This window comes from Maribacter sp. TH_r10, assembly GCF_033101095.1.
GTDB classification, from domain to species: domain Bacteria; phylum Bacteroidota; class Bacteroidia; order Flavobacteriales; family Flavobacteriaceae; genus Maribacter_A; species Maribacter_A luteus.
The window spans coordinates 180449-197315 of the sequence record NZ_JAWMPY010000002.1 but is presented as its reverse complement, the minus strand read 5'-3'; the positions used below and the strand labels follow the sequence as shown (position 1 = coordinate 197315).

Sequence of the window (16867 nt, the reverse complement as noted above, 5' to 3'; positions counted from 1 at the left end):
TTTTTTACCCCGGTCCAAAATATAAAATGCACAATTATAGCAATTTAGAATTATGATTTTAACATAATTATTTGTAACTTTTAAAGGATATTAACTCCTAAAACAAATAACTATGAAAAAATTACTTGGTGCCGTATTTATGACGGTAATATTTGTGACTATAGTAGCATTTACGAGTTCAAAGCCCGATACATATCATTCTATTGAAGGTACTTGGGAGCTAGAGAATTTTTACAATTTTGATGGTGAGAACATAACGGACACCTTACCTACCACTGAAGGATACAGACAGGTGAAAATGTATTATAATGGTAAGGTGATGTGGTCACGTACCACTCAAAAATTCATTAAGGATGCTGATGGTAATGATGTAAAGGGTAGGTTTGGTTACGGTACCTACAAGATTACGATGAATGGATTGGAAGAAAATATTGAATACGGGGACATTGGCATGATGACCGAGCTGGATACGTTACGCAACTTCAAATTTGAACTTTGGCTCGATGATGATAGATATAGCCAGATAACACTTGATGAGGAAGGTAACAGAACATTTTCTGAAAATTATAGAAGAATAGATTAAACCATTCCCACTTTTAACCATAAAACCGTCCTTATGATGAATATCATCGTAAGGACGGTTTCATTATTATTCCTCTTAACTAAGCCACTTCCTCCTCTGCGGATTCGACCAAAGCTAAATAACGTTCAGCATCCAAGGCAGCCATACATCCTGTACCTGCTGCGGTAATTGCCTGTCTGTATTCCTTATCCTGTGCATCGCCACAAGCGAAAACACCTGGAAGATTTGTCTTGGTAGACTTTCCTTCTGTAATAATATATCCGGTTTCGTCCATATTGATCTGCCCTTTGAAAATATCGGTATTCGGTTTATGGCCGATAGCGATAAAAAGACCGGTTATGGCGATTTCCTCTTTTTCATTGGTTTGGTTGTTCACCATTCTAAGTCCTTCGACCACTTGATCACCTAAAACCTCATCAACTTGGGTATTATATCTAACTTCTAGATTAGGAAGACTGTTTACCCTATGTTGCATGGCTTTTGATGCCCGCATATGATCTTTACGAACGAGCATGGTTACTTTATTACAAATATTTGCCAGATAGGAGGCTTCTTCAGCAGCGGTATCCCCTCCCCCTACTATGGCAACATCTTGTCCTTTGTAGAAAAAGCCGTCACAAACCGCACAGGCAGAAACTCCACCACCCCTTAAACGTTGCTCACTGGGCAAATTTAAATATTTGGCTGTGGCCCCTGTAGAAATTATAATGGTTTGCGCTTCAATTAACTTATTATCATCAACTGTAACTTTATGGGTACCACCTGCTACTTTACTCAACTCAACAGCTGTTACCATACCAATACGAACATCTGTCCCGAACCTTTCAGCTTGCTGTTGCAACTGCATCATCATCGAAGGACCATCGATACCTTCAGGATACCCTGGAAAGTTATCTACCTCAGTTGTAGTTGTCAACTGTCCGCCAGGTTCCATACCTGTATAAACAACAGGTTTCAGATCTGCGCGGGCAGCATAAATCGCAGCGGTATAACCTGCAGGACCGGATCCAATAATCAATGTTTTGATTTGTTCTATTTTGTCTGACATATTCAAATTATTCAATTGGGTTTGATAAAACAAAAGTAGGTTTTTTGTCAAAAACCTTACAGCCAAAGTTATCAAAAGTTTTTAAAGAAACCTCTTGTGCCATAACAAAATCAAAGCGTTAGCCGGCTCCCTGCCCATGATGGGCATCATGAAAAATTCCCGTTATGTTTCGTATTTTTAAACCCTATTCCTAAAAACCGCTATGTATTGGATAATAGCCTTGATAATTTATGTGCTTATTGCCATTGGTATGGTCATTAGCTTGTTGGTCAACGGAATTAAACCGGCCAAAACACTAGCTTGGTTATTAACTATTTTCACTATTCCCATCGGAGGTATCCTACTTTATTGGATGATCGGAAGAAACAGAAAAAAGTATTCTTGGAAAGACATTCAGGAAGATATAGCGATCAACAATTACCTAAAAAAAATACAGGAAAACAAAGACGCTGCGGAAACAGTGGAAATGGAGGCTGAAGAATATTCCAAAATTACCCACCTTGTTGAAAAGAACAATGGTTTTAAGCCCACCAAGAACAATGAGGTTAAATTGTTGAAGGATGGCAAGGCAACATTCGATGCCATTTTTAAAGCCCTTGAATCTGCCGATAAATATATCTATCTACTTTATTACATTTTTGAAGAAGGAGAACTCGCGGACAGATTGATAGCTTTATTTGACGAAAAAGTGAAAAAAGGTGTTAAGGTAAAGATCATCTACGATGGGGTCGGCAGTTATTCACTGAGTAAAAGATATATTACCCAACTTAAATCGATCGGTGTAGAGGTTTATCCTTTCCTGCCCTTTAAATTAGGAAGGTTCTTAGCATCTATCAACTACAGGAACCATAGAAAAATAATTATCGTTGATGGCAAGATCGCGTTTACAGGGGGGATAAACATTTCGGATAAATACCTGAAAGGTGATCTGGTACTTGGTAAATGGCACGACATGCACATACAATTACGTGGTGCTTCGGTTTTAGAATTGCAAGTTGTATTTGAGATTGATTGGTTCTTGGTCTCCGGTGACAATTCGGAATTAAATCGTGATTTGCCTTCTTTGGAAGAAAAGGTAGGGAACCAAATCGTACAGATTGTTTATGGCGGACCTGACGATTATTTCTCCCCAATAGGGCAAACGTACTTCGCTATGATCAATAATGCCAAAAAATATATCTACATAACCAATCCCTATATAATTCCGGGCACAGCGATTCTCAGGTCTTTGGAAGTTGCCGCCAATAGCGGTGTCGATGTTAGGCTTCTGGTATCGGCCAATGCTGATAGCACTTTGGTGAATTGGAGTGTTAGATCGTATTTTGAAACTTTTCTAAGGGCCGGGGTAAAAATATATCTGTTCCCCAAAGGATTCCTACACAGTAAAATCATCGTTTCGGATGATAATCTTGTTTCTATAGGTACCGCCAATATGGATATAAGAAGCTTTGAACAAAATTATGAGGTAAATGCCCTGGTCTATGATCAAAAAACAGCCCTTTTACTAAAACAGGATTTTTTAAATGAGATTGACCAAAGTATACCTTTAGACTATGAAACCTTTATGAATAGACCCTATCTGGAAAAAATCAAGGAAGGTTTTGCCAAAATATTCAGCCCATTGTTATAGCACGAGGGTTTCATATCCCAATTCGTTCTTACAAGGTTTTCCTTCTTGCCAACTATCCAAATTATCGAAGGTAATCTCCGCTATCCTAGTAAGGGCCTCTTTGGTTACATATGCTTGGTGCGGGGTTAATAAGACATTGGGGAAAGTAAGTAAGGTCCTTAAGTTTTCATCTTGTATACCAATGGATGAATTATCTTTAAAAAACAACCCCTTTTCCCGCTCATATACATCGGCTGCATAAAAAGCTATCTTTTTGTTCCTCAACGCATTGATCAAGGCTTTAGTATCTACGATCGCACCTCTGGCCGTATTCACAAGTACCACTTTCGATTTCATTTTATCAAAAGCCTGCTCATTGAGCATATGATGGGTTACAGAATTTAATGGCACATGAAGACTGATTATATCTGCATGCTCAAATAGCTTGGCCATATCAACATATTCAACACCGAAGTTCTGTATGAGTTCTTGTTTAACTTGTAAATCGTGCGCCAGGAGCTTACAACCGAATCCGTGCATAATTTTGCCCATTACAGAACCTATACGTCCTGTACCAACGATTCCCACGGTTTTACCGACCAAATCAAAACCTAACAATCGTTTCTGTTTAAAATTGTACTCATGTACCTGCCGATCGGCAATATGTGTTTTCCGATTTGCGGCCATAAGCAATGCAACGGCATGCTCTGCAATGGCATTTGGGGAATAGTCCGGGGCATTGGCCACTTTGAGTCCAAATCTTTTGGCTGCCTTGATCTGAATATTATTATAACCGGCCGATCGTAAAGAAATGTATTTAACGCCTAAATCCCTTAATTTCTCTAAAACGATCAAACTGGCATCATCACCTGAAAATATACTGATGGCATCAAAACCCATTGCTTTTATCGCAGAGTTCGTATCAAGTGCTTCTTTTATATATGTAGTTTTATGGCGTAACCCATTTGCCTTTTTAAGAAAGGGAATCTCAAAATCCTGCGCACTATAGACCAGTAATTTCATTTTTGTCTTCTTTTCTGAATATTAAATCTTGATCTTCCATCGCCGTAATGACCAACTTTATATAATCATCGATCACATCCTCAATATCTACAGGATCCAAGATATCTATAGAACCCCTCCAAATCAATTCCCTTTCCTTACCCGGACAAATACAATATAGGGAAGTTTCCGCATGATAAACAGCAAAAGTTTCATGTTCATCGGGCTCATAGTAAATTCTTTGGCTGCTCAGGTAATCTTCATCAAAACCCCTATTATAGCGATCTAGATTATTCAACAACCTTCTGTTCTTCTCTACATTCTCCACACCGATTACCTTAGAGAAAAGTATGGCATCGAAGTCCTTGTCCAACAATTGTTGCTCAACATCAGACAGCTCTTGCTCAGAACGTTCCGAGGAGGTGAAATCAACATCAAAAACGTCTATGCTCCGCATAGCCTCTACATTACGCGCTTCAAACTGATCCCGTAATTTGGTTTCATACTCCATTCGGGCATCTTTGTTGTAGGTCATCCCCACTATCAGTACTTTATTGGCATTGAATATCACAATATCCGGATTCTTCCAATTTTCTACCAATTCGGCAGAGGAACAACCCAATATCAAAAAGACGACAAGTGTAAAGAGACCTAACTTTTTCATGGTATTTTATTTATAGGGGCTTAATTCAACAGCCTTTTTTGTTTTTCCTTCTTCATGACCTTCGAAATCATTTGGAACAAACTTCCTTTGAGTTTTCTGTAATCGGCCAAATAGTTATCAATAGCAAAAATCATATCCCTATGGGATTCGGTATAAGCTTTCTCCATTTTGGGTTGATCGATATCGTCGACCATAATGGATAGTTGATTTTCGTGTATTTTGGCCTTTTTCAGTAGTTTCTCTGCTTCCACTTCCGAATTGGATATAGCAGTGACCAACTCCCTACTTTCATCGTACATTCCCGAACTTGTGATTTGAAGCGTATAGGACTTGACCAAGTCGTTCAAAAAAATCTGCTCATCCTTGACAAATTTCAATTCTGAAATCCAATCCAAAGAGGTTTGATGCATTTCTTCTGGGCTTTTCCATTCTAAATACCTGTAAATCTGATTTTTAGCTTTCATAGTCTATTGTTTTTATTTTACTTTCATCATACGGTGCATCCTTATGCTTTCCAGGCTCCGATTACATATACCAAGTTATCTATTTTGCGGTTTGGGCTCAATGATTTAGATCAGTCAATCATAAAGCGATCGGTTTAATCCCAATGATTTACTTTTCTACGACATGTTATGTCTTATTTTTACGACAGATTTGATTAAGTATTCTTATTTTTGAGGATGATTCAATTTTTATAAGTCGATGTCAATGACTATTTTGCATCGTTGCAAAACAACTGACTGACACAAACACGAATTTACATCAACGTTAAAGTTGCTCCCCAAGATGACTAAAATAACCTTGAACACTGTTGTAGTCGAAGACTCTGAAACTCAAAGGGCCGTGATTACCAAACTAGCCAAAGACAATCCCCATTTGAATGTTGTTGGTGATTATGCAAATGGTATACTTGCCTTGAATGCTATTAAAAAAACCAAAGTAGATCTAATATTGCTTGATATTGTTATGCCTGTGGTAAATGGCTTTGATTTACTCGATTCTTTAGAGAAACCACCTCAAATCATCCTTATATCGGATAGTAGTGATTATGCCCTAAAAGCCTTTGATTACAATAATATAACCGACTATTTACAAAAACCGATAGACAAATCACGGTTTGCTACGGCGATAGATAGGGCCGTGAAGACCCAAAACCAAATCAATAGGGATAATGATGAGGGAGAGTTCGTTTATGTTAATGTTGACCTTCAAAAGAAAAAAATCTTTATAAATTCCATTCAATGGGTAGAGGCCATGGGCGATTATATTAAAATCGTGACCACTGAAGGCAAATTTGTAGTGTTATCCACTATGAAAGCATTTTTGGAACAAATGCCCGAGAACAAACTCATTAGAATACACAAATCATATATCGTAAACGTGAATAAGATCGATAATTGGAGTAGCACCAAGGTCGAGGTCGACGGTACAAAACTTCCCATGAGCAGATCACATAAAGATCAACTGGAAAAAATCCTTATCATCACGGAATAACAGAATCAATTATATTAGTTATTGGGTTTACGTTTTTTTAATATACACCCGGCGTATTCGAAAATCTCGTATTTCAAATCTTTGAAATTCTCCATATAATTGACCGCTTCCGCTTTGAGTTTTTCATGTTTTTGATGATAGAAATTATCACAGACACTATCTGAACATTCCAGTATACCACCAATACTATTTTCATGGCGCCCGATCATTTTCGATAACTTGTCCCAATCGTCCTTTGACCTTTTTATACGTGCTTGGTAGTCTTGTAAACGCTCGAACAAGTTCGGTGTATTGGGCTCAAATACATAGGAATTCAATAAGTGCTGAATAAAGGTCAGTTCGTCGTTTATGAGCTGCAAGCAAGAATTCCAATGCTTGGATTCCCTGTACATCTCATCCACTTTTGCCGATACGATCTTCTTTGTCATTTTTTTATGGGAAACCATGGCCTTAAATTTTAAGTAAAATTATCCATGACCTCATTGTTTTACAATGACGAAGATCAGTCTGCCGCCTAAACCATTAACTCAATGGTTTCATAGAGCTTAGGTATATGCACCTGCCAATTATGCTCATATACCAATTTACTCCTAAACGTATCGAGTGCCGTGGGCTCCCCATGTACCAAAAAAACCTTTTCCGGTACGTTTTTCAAGGCTTCTACCCAATGTAACAGTCCTGATTGATCAGCATGTGCCGAAAGGCTCTCCAAATGTTCTATTCTCGCTTTTACCGGATAATATTTACCAAAAAGCTTAAGTTCATGGGCGCCTTCCAAGAGTTGTTTTCCCCTTGTTCCCTCGGCTTGGTAGCCTACCAATAAAACTATTGTGCTCTCAACATCGATCAACTGCTTTAAATAGGTAAGTACCCTTCCACCGGTTACCATACCACTACCGGCAATTACGATTTTTGGTCTTGGGTCGTCTATGGTTTCCCATGTTTCCTTGTAAGAACTGATGATATTCACGTGATCGCACATAGAATGATATTCCTTTAAAGAGAGTTTATGCCATGTCGGGAACCGTTCAAAAACCGATAAGACATTGTTTCCCATAGGGCTATCAACAAAAATAGGGATATTCGGAATCTTGTTCTTTTTATAGAGCATCCATAATTGGTACATAAGTGATTGTAAACGCTCAACGGCAAAAGAAGGGATAATGAGATTTCCTTTTTGATGAATGGTCTTATTCACCAATTGGGCCAAAATTGCCTCCACATCTTCTTGCGGATGGTTTTTATTGCCATATGTACTTTCTATAAACAGGTAGTCGGCCCATTCAGGACGTTCAGGTGGCGCCAATAGAAAATCCACCGTTCTACCCACATCCCCGGAAAAGACAAACCGCTTTTCAAAAATCTCAAGCTCAATAAATGTAGCACCAATGATATGTCCGTTGTATTTGGTTCTAAAACGCACATTTGGGGATAAGATCACCCATTCGTCATTTTCTACGGATGAAAAAAGTTGAATGGTCCTTTCCGCTTCCTTCAGGGTATAGAACGGTAATGCGGGATCATGCTTGGAATACCCCTCCTTATTTGCTTTTTCTGCCTCTTCCTCGTGTATTTTAGCACTATCCTTTAATATTATCGAAGTAATGGCCAAGGTGGGTGAGGTACCTAGTATCTTTCCCTTAAAGCCTTCTTTCAATAACCTGGGCAAATATCCTGTATGGTCAAGATGACCATGGGTAAGCAATACGTAATCCAATTGGGTCACATTGATCGGTAGAGGGTCCCAATTCTTGATCCGAAGTTCTTTCAACCCTTGGAACATTCCACAATCGACCATAAGGTTCAACTCAGGTGTCTCTACATAATACTTAGATCCCGTTACTGTTCCTGAAGCACCTAAAAATTGGATTTTTACCGTATTCATATCAAACTAGCAGTTACATAATTGGCGTAATTCTTTCATTATTTTTTCTTTTCTCGGCTCTTTGATCTCTAAATGATCAAGAAAAAAACTGTCGTTCAACAATTCCCGACATAAAACGACATCACGACTCAGCAAAAACTGCTTTTCGCGCTGACTCAATAACGTTGAAACGGTTATGGGATATAACCCCAACCTATCTATTCGGTCCCTTAACCCATCACCGTGAGGAATATCCCAACTTAACAGATAAAGATCAACACATTTGCCGTATGCAAGGGCATCTTCGGTAAAACGGGTATTGGTTACCACCCAGCCTTTATCCAATTCACTATTCCCATTTTTCTCTCGCTCCCAATGCTGTTTTATATCATTATATCTTGAGTTGATGTACAAGGGTACTTTAACATTACAATTGCGGCCCTCATCACTGTGGAACTTACATTCGATTACGGCTACAAGTCCGTTTTTCTTGGCCAAAACATCAACTTCATGAGTCACGCAATGACCTTGTAATACCTTACCTACCTCAGTGGTGTAGCCAGAATAACGCAATATCGCTGCAATGAATTTTTCAAAAGGAAAACCTGTAGGACCCAGTTCATATATGGCCTTTTTCAACTTGTATTTAGACGCCAAAATCGATTTTTTCTTTTTTAACAGGGCAAAAGCCCTATTATATATTTCGCGGGTAGAGATACCTTGATAAAGCTCATCCCGGACTTGATTTACGATCTGTTCAACAAAGACATCGTCGGCTCCACTGCGTTGTAACGACCTACGTAATTTCGAAAGGGAGAATTTCACCTTATCGCCTGACGATTTTATGATTTCTATTGCTTGTTGCTCTTTCATTTTAGCATGATTTCAGTGACTGTTCTTATGTTGTTTTCGCCTAGACCCCCTTAAAGAAACATATTTTTATCGCATTGGATTTACACGAACATTCATCTCAGGTATTTTTAGCAACTGTAAGGTCGCCGATGCCAATTTCACTTTCCCGTTCGTTAATGAAATGGAATGCTCTATGCTTTCGAACAGCCTATGTTTAGTACTTCTTCGTAATTTGTAATCGGTAATGTACCTAAGGTTGATGGTAATCCAATTATCGGTTAACCCTATAGCCAAGGTAGGATCCAATTTCGCATTTTCAATATAGTAACGTTCTACCATTTTGGCCCAGTTCGCTTTGGACTTATCGGTATAGTCAGATAACAATTCGACAGCACTCCCCTGTATGATTTCTTTTGCCATTTCAATATCCGAATCATAGGTGACCAGAATGTTGAGTTCGTCCCAGACAAAGGGGAAGTCCATTGAATAATTTTTTATAGGCCCCTTGAATACGAATGCATTACTGATCTTCACTATCCTACCTGAGTAATTGTCAGAGCTGACCCACTCCCCCATTTCCATAATGGTAGTATAAATACTGTCAATATCGATTACGTCACCCATAATATTGTTAATCTCTATGCGATCGCCCGGTTTATAGACCCTAACGAAAAAAATATAGAATGAACCGGCAACACTTAAAATCAGTTCCTGTAAGGTAAATGTGAGTCCGGCTGTAAAAAGCCCGATGATAATGGTGTAATCCTTAACACTTTCCAAGGTAAAGGTTATCAGGAAAAGCAGAATTATCAACAAATAACCGATAACCTCTATACCTTTTTGGGCTTTATACCTCAGGTTAAGGTTTTCGATTCTTCTTTTTGCCAATTTTCTAAGAAACCCTATGCAAACTATGATGAAGACGATCCATATGAACAACCTTAGTCCTTTTAGGACAAAGGGATCCTTCAAGAAATCTTCGAATACTTGCATAATTAAGCGGTTTTAAAGACTATGTCTTGAAGAAATCGCGAACCAATTTCTTGACTTGGTTATTTGTCATGCTATCCGCTTTTTCGACTGTTTTTACCTTAGCGGCCAATTCCGGATAATTCTTGTCCAGTTCCTTTTTGAATCTTAACGCAGTTTCGGCCGGACCGAACAAGGCAATATTATCTGCCGATTTAATGGCTTCTACCAATTTTTTGAAATAGGCTTTGTGTTGATGCTTTTCACGTTCCAGGAATTTACTGTCCTGCACAACATCCTGAGGTCCCCATTTAGCGGTTTTCGTACCTGAACCCCCTGCGGGTCTATAGTTTTCGATTTCTGAAAGCAGTGTTTCAAATTTTTCCGAATCCTTGTCCAAGAATACCATATGAGCTTTTTCCTTATCGAGCCAAATACCAATATTATTCATAATACATGTTTAGATTAGTACATTCAATATCTTCAAAAAAAAGACCTGGAACAATGACGCAAATCAGGCCTTCGCAGGTATTACCAGAAATGGTATATCTATTTTACAGGCCAATTTTTGGATAATCGGTTCTTTCAGCAAGTTCTCGAAAAACTTATGCTCATAATTCACCATTGCCACCATCCCTATATTCAATTCATCTAAAAAGGTGCGGATCGCGGTTGTCTTACTTTTATAATTGGGCATCCAATGTAGGGAATGGTCAATTGGTGCTAAATAGGTCTTCAAGGTTTCCAGATTACTCTCCTGGGTCTTAGACAAGGTTTTCTCTTCGTTTATATGTGCCACCCTTATGGCAGAACCGCAATTAATGGCCATTTCTTTTAAGGAATCAAGTACTTGGGCATCATAATTCCTTTTATAATCGGTTGCAAAGGCTATCTCATAAGGCATTTGGAAATCGGCATTAATAGGAACCGAAAGAATGGGGCATTTTCTTATCGAGGAAATTGTTTTGACCGTTGTACTGCCCAAAAACAGGCCAAAGCTATTACTTTCCCCCTTATTACCCATTACGATAAGATCTATGTCGTACTCATCGATAGTCTTGTTAAGGGCTTCGGTTAGATCCATTTTTATCGGGATCAATTTATAGGTATGGTTACGGCATTTATGATCAAGGTTAATCCTATGGAAGGTGCGTTTAAGTTCTTCACAGGATTCATCTTTCAATTGCTCTAACAGTCCTTTACGATGGCCATCATCATTGGTTCTTTCCAAATTTATACTCAATAAGGGCGTACGCTCATTATAGGCGTTCAAAAGATAAAAGTTACAAGTTTTTGACTTGAATAATTTTGAAGCATAAAAAAGTGCATTATACGCATCATTCGAAAAATCTGTCGGTATCAATATATTTTTCATGTTCAATTATTTTTATGGGATGGAATTACTAAAAACGGAATGGTCTCATGAAAACCTAATTTCTTGATTATAGGCTCTATGAACAAGCGTTCCAAGAAAGTGTGCTTATTCTGAATCATTGCCAAAATATCGATTTGTTTCTTTTGTTGGAATGTGTTTATGGCCGTCATGATCTCCTGGTTGGGCTCCTCATGGAACAGATGGGGCGTTGTACCCAAAAGACTATCTAATTTGGCCTTGTTCTTCAACTGTGTGTCGTTAAGATCATAACCAGAGGATACATGCATTACGTTAATCTTGGATTTATATCTTGCTGACAAATCCATAATTTCATTTAATTGCTCTTTTTGATAATCGATCTCAAAATCAGTTGGGAAAAGAATCTCCTTCGGAACTTCAAATTCAACATTTGGAGGTATGGCCAATATTGGGCAGCAACCCCTTTTTATGACATGCACGGTATTTGTTCCTATAAAAATCTCTTTGGCCCCTGTAGCTCCTTGGGTACCCATGATCACTAAGTCCGCATTTTCCTTTTTGGCGGTTTCAACAATTTCATCAACCAAAATGTTGAATGCCGAATGTACCATAAAGGTGTGGTTCTTATTATTGAATTCTGATGTAACCTTCTTTTTCAGTTCATTTAATTGATTCAATGAATTTTCTTGGTAAATGTCCCCTAGACCAATCTGACCGGGACTGTGCAAAACATATTCGGCTTGATAAATGGCCGGTGTATAAGTGTGCAAAAGATAAAACGTACACTTTACATCCTTAAATAGTTTAACGGCATAACGAATGGCATTATAGGCATTGTCTGAAAAGTCGGTGGGTAGGATTATACGTTTCATCTTGTTTTATTTTAATTATCTATATAAATTTTGCATCACCAAAAACGGAATTTTTATATGCAGGCCGATTTTATCCAAAGTTGATTGTACCAACATATCTTCGATAAAAGAGTGCCTTGAATTTACCAAAACCAACATGTCAATATTGTTATGTAAGATGTATTTGGTAATGGCGATTGATTTATCCTTTTCTTGGGTCGTCTCAAAAACCAATTTGGCCTTGGGAAGACTTTCTCTTAAGAATTGTTGGTTATCCTCTTGTCGAAAGGATAGCTTTTTAATGGGATCTATATATAGCATATGTATGGTAGACCTAAAAGAACCGGATATTTCGCAGAGCAACTTTAATTCGCGCCTTTTATATGGTACCAAATAGTTGGTAGGGAACAATACTTCTTTGGGCGGATGGTAGGCATACCCCTCTGGTATGGCTAAAACGGGACAACTTATATACTTCAATACTTGCAAGGTGTTACTACCAAAGGTAAGCCTACGGTCATTGGTCTCTCCCCTTGTCGCCATGACAACTATGTCCATATTCTCCCTGTTTACCAAATCGTTTACCTCATCTATCAAGGAACCGAATGCCGATACCAACTTATATTTATGATGGGGGTTGGGATATTCGTGTTTGATCTGTTTAAAAACCTTGTCCAGGTTTTCTTCCGACTTTCTAAATGTTTCTTCTTTAACCTGTTCCAGAAGACTCCTTTTCGTAAGCTTATCTTGTTGATAAACCTCATCAGCGTAGGCATGCATGATGAAAATCTCACTTTTTTCATACTTAAATACATGACATGCATATTTTAAGGCATTGAAAGCATTGTCCGAAAAATCCATAGGTACCAAAATCTTTCTCATGTTGCTCGATTTATTCGTTATAACCAAATTTAACTTTTAACACTTGTAATAACCATGATTTTGGTCAGTTAGAAAATCAACGTATTTTATTAATTTGCATTCAAATTATTAGTCATGAAAAGTAGTTTCGGTGATATCATAAATTCGGATACCCCGGTTCTCGTAGATTTCTTTGCGGACTGGTGCGGCCCCTGCAAAATGCTCTCCCCCATCCTCAAAGATGTGAAGAGCGAACTGGGAGATAGTATCAAAATCGTAAAAATCGATGTGGACAAAAACCCTTCAATAGCCTCTAAATACCAAGTAAGGGGTGTGCCCACCATGCTTTTGTTCAAAAATGGAAAACAATTGTGGAGGCAATCCGGAGTGCTTCAAAAAAAAGATATTATACAGATAATTCAATCCCACCGATAAAAGTAAAGCCTATTCATGCAGAATAAGGAAAGGAATATCGGTATGGTAACTGATCTGTTCTACCTTGGGCCTAAATAGGATTCGCTGAAAGAAATTAAGGTTTTTGGCCACCATGGCAATCATGTCTATGTCCCTTGACTCGGTAAAACATTGTACCGATGTTTCCAGATCGGTTCCTGTAAGGGAATGAAAACTATGCTTTACATCCTGTAGATAATCATTTAAAAATTCCTTATTTCCAGCTTGTTCATCGGTGAGTCTTTCCCCTCTTTTGGAAATATGCAATATGCGTAGATCGGATTTAAACAAATTGACCATATCTATAAGTGTATCAAGTACCTTAAGATCATAACTCAAGTGGTAATCGGTAGGAAAAGCTATTTCCCTGGGTGTTTTGAATACGGCATTCTCAGGGACGGCCAAAAGCGGGCATTTAACCTTCGTAAGTACATCTCCCGTATTACTGCCCAATGTAACTTTTTTAAGACCTGATGCACCTTTAGTCCCCATAATGATCAAGTCAATTTTGTTGTTTTCTACTTGACGTTTTATCGATTCCACAAAAAAATTATGTGAGGCTATGGTCTTAAAGGTATGTTTACTGCTGGGATCTACTTTTTCCGCTTGTGCCAATAAATGATCTAAACTGATCTTGCTTTCTTTTAAAATGCCCCCATCGACCATTTTTGAGGAAACCTTTACACTTGATCCCGCTCCAGAATATGCGGGTATGGGGTTAATATGTAAAAGATGAAAAGTGCAATCGACGTCTTTATACAATCGAAAGCCATACTTAAGGGCGTTCCACGCATTATCGGAAAAATCGGTAGGGACTAGTATATGCATCATTTTATGACCATTTTTTTACTATAAATACAAAAATAGGACGTTATTGCATTCCTGTAAATGATCCCTATCATGAGCAAACATGATTTTTAATATATACGGCTAAGGGTTTCTTGATCCAAGATTTTAATATTATGATCCTCCATCGCGATTAAACCCTCTTTTCTAAAACTAGACAAAGTACGTATCAAGGTTTCCGTGGCCATACCGGCCACACTGGCCAGATCACTCCGCAGAATATGGATGTTACCTTGATTGTCTTGCTCCAATTTATCGGCAAATTTCAATAAGGTACTGGCGGTTTTTTTCCGAACTGAGCCATATGCCATTTCCAATAATTGTTTTTTGGCTTCTGTAAGGTTCTCTGCCAAAACGTGCATCAATTCAATGGCAAGATCATGGTTTTCCTTAACCACGGTTCTGAGTTCATCCTTGCAGACCCCGACAAGTACGGTATCTTCAATAGCTACCGCATACTCCTCATAAACTTCTTGTGACGTTAAGGAAGTAAATCCGAAGAATTCATCCGCATTATAAATGGCTGTTATCAATTCCTTGCCGTTTTCATCCAATTTATAGGTCTTTACGACCCCTTTAATGATCAAATAGACCATATGGACATTACCACCTTCCCGATAGATTTCATCGCCTTGTGCGAATTCAAATTCTTGTCCGTTATCATCTAAATAATTCTTGAATTCGTGAATGTTACGAACCTCAAGTCCACTTGCATGGCCATGCTCAGATTCTGAACTTTTGATTTCCTGTAAAATAGCGGCCCTCGCCAACCTACTTTCTATAGCACTTATCAATTCTGATTCTTCAAAGGGCTTGGTGAGGTAATCATCTGCCCCAAGGTTCATTCCTTTGCGAATGTCCTTACGTTCGGTTTTAGCCGATAAGAATATAAAGGGAATATATTTCGTATCAATATCTTTCCCTAATTGCTCCAGAACCCCGTACCCGTCCAACTCGGGCATCATAATGTCACAGATGATGACATCGGGTAACTTTTCTTTGGCAACGTTAACCCCTTTCTTTCCGTTGGATGCTGTATATACCTTATAGTCCGAAAGCTCTAGAAGTTCGGCGGTGTTCTCCCTTAATACGGGATCATCCTCTATCAACAGTACTTTGTTCATCATTATTTAATTTAATCCTGAATGAATTCGATTATCAACAGGAAGCTCAACCGTAAAGGTAGTTCCTATATGCTCTTTACTTTCAAAATAAACTTTGCCGCCAAGATTCTCAATATGGTCCCTTATAATATTAAGGCCAATCCCCGTTCCTTGGTTCAATAGTGCATTTTCTGCCCTAAAATAGCGTTCAAAAATATGCTTCTGGTCATTAGTGGGTATCCCGATACCTTGATCCTTGATCTTTAAAAACATTACCCCATCCTCGACCTTTATTGAAATATCTATCTCAGAATCCTCAGGGGAATACTTTACTGAATTATAGAGCAAATTGGTCAGGATAAGTGTAACTATTTTTTCATCCTGGTAAATAATCACATCATCAATATTATGGGGATAATTTATCCGCTGTCCTATTTTCACCAACATATTGGCATTATAAATAACCTCGTTTACCACTTTGCTCAAAGAAAAGTCAGTGAAATCATATATTTCTTTTCCTTTTTCGAGCCTTTCTATCGACAAAAAATCGGTTAGGATACTGTTCAGATGACGCACCTCGCCGATTATCGTTGATAAATGTTTGTCCCTTCTTTCCTGATCCCCTGCTCCCTTATATTTTCCGACAAGGGTTGCAGAAGTAAGGATACCGCTCAAAGGCGTTTTAAATTCATGTGATACTAAAGATAAGAATTTTGTCTTCAACTCGCTTAATTCCCGTTCACGTTGAAGTGCCGATTTCATCTTCTTTTCTGCTTGCTCCCTTCTTTTGATTTCTTGTTCGAGCATCGATACGGTTTCCCTGAGTTCAAAAGTTCTGGTCTTGATTTTCTTTTCAAGATGTTCATTCAACTCCTTGATCTGATAATCCCTTTTACTGATTTCGGTCTTATCGAAAACAAGTGCCAAAACATAATCAACACCCTCAATATTAAAAGGGTTTAGACTAATTTTCACCGGAAAATCACCCTTACATTTGTGTTGGCCCAAAAGAATGCGGTCAACCATCATTCTTCCTGTTGTCTTCGCCTTGAAAAACGCTTCAACACGATCTTTATGCCCCATATTGTACGCACCTGGAACCAAGACATCTACGGGTTTGCCTACAAGTTCCCGATCGTCGTAACCGAACATTGTATCCGCCTTCTTGTTCGAAGCAACGATCAATTGCTCCCTATTCACCACCAATAGTCCTTCGGAAACCGCCTCTGAGAGTAGATTAAAAATGTAGTTGTTCTTCGCAAAAACCCTCATTATAATAGAATTGCGCCAAACTACCATAGGTCTTCAAAACAA

The 16867-nt window shown here is 38.4% G+C and carries 19 protein-coding genes; 4 read left to right on the top strand and 15 right to left on the bottom strand.

What is annotated here, in order from left to right; translation table 11 throughout:
* The first annotated feature begins 112 nt into the window (after nucleotides 1–112).
* On the top strand, nucleotides 113–583 hold the full coding sequence (locus tag R3X28_RS06140; protein ID WP_317663319.1) for a hypothetical protein: 471 nt from the start codon (nucleotides 113–115) through the stop codon (nucleotides 581–583).
* A 79-nt stretch (nucleotides 584–662) separates the two neighbouring features.
* Here the strand turns inward: R3X28_RS06140 and trxB are convergent, their stop codons facing one another.
* On the bottom strand, nucleotides 663–1631 hold the full coding sequence (gene trxB / locus R3X28_RS06135) for a thioredoxin-disulfide reductase (protein WP_154369741.1): 969 nt from the start codon (nucleotides 1629–1631) through the stop codon (nucleotides 663–665).
* Nucleotides 1632–1833: 202 nt separating this feature from the next.
* Here trxB and cls point away from each other — a divergent pair, with 202 nt between their 5' ends.
* Complete coding sequence (cls, locus tag R3X28_RS06130) at nucleotides 1834–3261, top strand: cardiolipin synthase (protein ID WP_154369743.1); 1428 nt, start codon at nucleotides 1834–1836, stop codon at nucleotides 3259–3261.
* Here cls and R3X28_RS06125 read toward each other — a convergent pair.
* From R3X28_RS06125 to R3X28_RS06115, 3 genes are read right to left on the bottom strand one after another with little or no spacing between them, the layout of a single operon-like run.
* Complete coding sequence (locus R3X28_RS06125) at nucleotides 3256–4263, bottom strand: 2-hydroxyacid dehydrogenase (protein ID WP_317663316.1); 1008 nt, start codon at nucleotides 4261–4263, stop codon at nucleotides 3256–3258. The genes cls and R3X28_RS06125 overlap by 6 nt on opposite strands.
* Nucleotides 4244–4906 carry a hypothetical protein gene (locus R3X28_RS06120; RefSeq protein ID WP_282056459.1) on the bottom strand — a complete coding sequence of 221 codons (663 nt, stop codon included), beginning with the start codon at nucleotides 4904–4906 and terminating at the stop codon, nucleotides 4244–4246. The genes R3X28_RS06125 and R3X28_RS06120 overlap by 20 nt, the downstream gene beginning before the upstream one ends.
* 20 nt (nucleotides 4907–4926) lie before the next feature.
* On the bottom strand, nucleotides 4927–5370 hold the full coding sequence (locus R3X28_RS06115; protein WP_317663313.1) for a hypothetical protein: 444 nt from the start codon (nucleotides 5368–5370) through the stop codon (nucleotides 4927–4929).
* A gap of 322 nt (nucleotides 5371–5692) precedes the next feature.
* Here R3X28_RS06115 and R3X28_RS06110 point away from each other — a divergent pair, with 322 nt between their 5' ends.
* Nucleotides 5693–6400: a LytR/AlgR family response regulator transcription factor gene (locus tag R3X28_RS06110; RefSeq protein WP_154369752.1), complete on the top strand. Its 708-nt coding sequence runs from the start codon at nucleotides 5693–5695 to the stop codon at nucleotides 6398–6400.
* Nucleotides 6401–6414: 14 nt separating this feature from the next.
* On the opposite strand, the gene R3X28_RS06105 is transcribed toward R3X28_RS06110, so the two are convergent.
* From R3X28_RS06105 to R3X28_RS06070, 8 genes are all read right to left on the bottom strand, one after another.
* A complete protein-coding gene (locus R3X28_RS06105; RefSeq protein ID WP_317663310.1) occupies nucleotides 6415–6828 on the bottom strand; it encodes a hypothetical protein in 414 nt (137 codons plus the stop codon).
* Between the two features lie 86 nt (nucleotides 6829–6914).
* The gene (locus tag R3X28_RS06100) at nucleotides 6915–8285 is read right to left on the bottom strand and encodes an MBL fold metallo-hydrolase (RefSeq protein ID WP_317663308.1); all 1371 of its coding nucleotides are present in this window, start codon (nucleotides 8283–8285) and stop codon (nucleotides 6915–6917) included.
* Nucleotides 8286–8291: 6 nt separating this feature from the next.
* Nucleotides 8292–9137, bottom strand: coding sequence for an ATP cone domain-containing protein (locus tag R3X28_RS06095; RefSeq protein WP_154369759.1), 846 nt, complete (start codon nucleotides 9135–9137; stop codon nucleotides 8292–8294).
* A gap of 66 nt (nucleotides 9138–9203) precedes the next feature.
* On the bottom strand, nucleotides 9204–10109 hold the full coding sequence (locus R3X28_RS06090; protein ID WP_154369761.1) for a mechanosensitive ion channel domain-containing protein: 906 nt from the start codon (nucleotides 10107–10109) through the stop codon (nucleotides 9204–9206).
* Between the two features lie 19 nt (nucleotides 10110–10128).
* Nucleotides 10129–10536 carry a hypothetical protein gene (locus R3X28_RS06085; protein WP_154369763.1) on the bottom strand — a complete coding sequence of 136 codons (408 nt, stop codon included), beginning with the start codon at nucleotides 10534–10536 and terminating at the stop codon, nucleotides 10129–10131.
* A gap of 63 nt (nucleotides 10537–10599) precedes the next feature.
* On the bottom strand, nucleotides 10600–11460 hold the full coding sequence (locus R3X28_RS06080; protein WP_154369765.1) for a universal stress protein: 861 nt from the start codon (nucleotides 11458–11460) through the stop codon (nucleotides 10600–10602).
* Between the two features lie 2 nt (nucleotides 11461–11462).
* Nucleotides 11463–12311 (bottom strand): universal stress protein, encoded by an 849-nt coding sequence (locus R3X28_RS06075; RefSeq protein WP_154369767.1) that lies wholly within the window; start codon nucleotides 12309–12311, stop codon nucleotides 11463–11465.
* A gap of 15 nt (nucleotides 12312–12326) precedes the next feature.
* Nucleotides 12327–13172 (bottom strand): universal stress protein, encoded by an 846-nt coding sequence (locus R3X28_RS06070; protein ID WP_154369769.1) that lies wholly within the window; start codon nucleotides 13170–13172, stop codon nucleotides 12327–12329.
* Nucleotides 13173–13286: 114 nt separating this feature from the next.
* Between R3X28_RS06070 and trxA the strand changes: the two genes are divergently transcribed.
* Nucleotides 13287–13586 carry a thioredoxin gene (gene trxA, locus R3X28_RS06065; RefSeq protein WP_317663300.1) on the top strand — a complete coding sequence of 100 codons (300 nt, stop codon included), beginning with the start codon at nucleotides 13287–13289 and terminating at the stop codon, nucleotides 13584–13586.
* Between the two features lie 9 nt (nucleotides 13587–13595).
* Here trxA and R3X28_RS06060 read toward each other — a convergent pair whose 3' ends face one another.
* The 3 genes from R3X28_RS06060 to R3X28_RS06050 all read right to left on the bottom strand — a co-directional run bounded on the left by R3X28_RS06060 (nucleotide 13596) and on the right by R3X28_RS06050 (nucleotide 16825).
* Nucleotides 13596–14435, bottom strand: coding sequence for a universal stress protein (locus tag R3X28_RS06060; RefSeq protein ID WP_154369773.1), 840 nt, complete (start codon nucleotides 14433–14435; stop codon nucleotides 13596–13598).
* A gap of 86 nt (nucleotides 14436–14521) precedes the next feature.
* Nucleotides 14522–15574, bottom strand: a complete 1053-nt coding sequence (locus R3X28_RS06055; protein ID WP_154369776.1) for a response regulator — start codon at nucleotides 15572–15574, stop codon at nucleotides 14522–14524.
* Between the two features lie 6 nt (nucleotides 15575–15580).
* A complete protein-coding gene (locus R3X28_RS06050) occupies nucleotides 15581–16825 on the bottom strand; it encodes a PAS domain-containing sensor histidine kinase (protein ID WP_317663298.1) in 1245 nt (414 codons plus the stop codon).
* Nucleotides 16826–16867 lie beyond the last annotated feature (42 nt).

Bases quoted from the DNA above. Each gene is read 5' to 3' on its own strand.
- R3X28_RS06140 (WP_317663319.1), top strand. From the start codon at position 113: ATGAAAAAATTACTTGGTGCCGTATTTATGACGGTAATATTTGTGACT.
- trxB (WP_154369741.1), bottom strand. From the start codon at position 1,631: ATGTCAGACAAAATAGAACAAATCAAAACATTGATTATTGGATCCGGT.
- cls (WP_154369743.1), top strand. From the start codon at position 1,834: ATGTATTGGATAATAGCCTTGATAATTTATGTGCTTATTGCCATTGGT.
- R3X28_RS06125 (WP_317663316.1), bottom strand. From the start codon at position 4,263: ATGAAATTACTGGTCTATAGTGCGCAGGATTTTGAGATTCCCTTTCTT.
- R3X28_RS06120 (WP_282056459.1), bottom strand. From the start codon at position 4,906: ATGAAAAAGTTAGGTCTCTTTACACTTGTCGTCTTTTTGATATTGGGT.
- R3X28_RS06115 (WP_317663313.1), bottom strand. From the start codon at position 5,370: ATGAAAGCTAAAAATCAGATTTACAGGTATTTAGAATGGAAAAGCCCA.
- R3X28_RS06110 (WP_154369752.1), top strand. From the start codon at position 5,693: ATGACTAAAATAACCTTGAACACTGTTGTAGTCGAAGACTCTGAAACT.
- R3X28_RS06105 (WP_317663310.1), bottom strand. From the start codon at position 6,828: ATGACAAAGAAGATCGTATCGGCAAAAGTGGATGAGATGTACAGGGAA.
- R3X28_RS06100 (WP_317663308.1), bottom strand. From the start codon at position 8,285: ATGAATACGGTAAAAATCCAATTTTTAGGTGCTTCAGGAACAGTAACG.
- R3X28_RS06095 (WP_154369759.1), bottom strand. From the start codon at position 9,137: ATGAAAGAGCAACAAGCAATAGAAATCATAAAATCGTCAGGCGATAAG.
- R3X28_RS06090 (WP_154369761.1), bottom strand. From the start codon at position 10,109: ATGCAAGTATTCGAAGATTTCTTGAAGGATCCCTTTGTCCTAAAAGGA.
- R3X28_RS06085 (WP_154369763.1), bottom strand. From the start codon at position 10,536: ATGAATAATATTGGTATTTGGCTCGATAAGGAAAAAGCTCATATGGTA.
- R3X28_RS06080 (WP_154369765.1), bottom strand. From the start codon at position 11,460: ATGAAAAATATATTGATACCGACAGATTTTTCGAATGATGCGTATAAT.
- R3X28_RS06075 (WP_154369767.1), bottom strand. From the start codon at position 12,311: ATGAAACGTATAATCCTACCCACCGACTTTTCAGACAATGCCTATAAT.
- R3X28_RS06070 (WP_154369769.1), bottom strand. From the start codon at position 13,172: ATGAGAAAGATTTTGGTACCTATGGATTTTTCGGACAATGCTTTCAAT.
- trxA (WP_317663300.1), top strand. From the start codon at position 13,287: ATGAAAAGTAGTTTCGGTGATATCATAAATTCGGATACCCCGGTTCTC.
- R3X28_RS06060 (WP_154369773.1), bottom strand. From the start codon at position 14,435: ATGATGCATATACTAGTCCCTACCGATTTTTCCGATAATGCGTGGAAC.
- R3X28_RS06055 (WP_154369776.1), bottom strand. From the start codon at position 15,574: ATGAACAAAGTACTGTTGATAGAGGATGATCCCGTATTAAGGGAGAAC.
- R3X28_RS06050 (WP_317663298.1), bottom strand. From the start codon at position 16,825: ATGAGGGTTTTTGCGAAGAACAACTACATTTTTAATCTACTCTCAGAG.